The 259-nt window shown below is 48.6% G+C and carries 1 protein-coding gene; it reads left to right on the top strand.

The genetic code is table 11. The features are described from left to right. Nucleotides 1-259 (top strand): hypothetical protein (locus AC1XUE_RS25790; protein ID WP_483358874.1); only part of this gene is annotated, 259 nt, incomplete at both ends.

Genomic DNA, 259 nt, shown 5'->3' with positions numbered 1-259 from the left:
AAGGCCTATGTCCAAAGCAGGAATTCCTGCCCAGTATAAACTCATGCGGGCAACAGGGCAGAATGGAACCGATTTTACTACAATCGCTACCATCACTACAAGCCTGAACCCTGCTGTGGCAGATACAATCTATGTAGATAGAGCACTTAACACCACCAACAATGCATACAGATACCAGCTCGAATACTCCACCACCCAGGCTGGAACGCTGACTGTCGTAGATGTAACTGAACCGGCAAGCAGTGTAAGGCTGGAACAG

It is taken from the genome of Dyadobacter sp. HNCC25DJ187 (assembly GCF_056895255.1).
The sequence above is the reverse complement of the archived record's forward strand: the minus strand, read 5'-3'. Positions and strand labels throughout refer to the sequence as shown.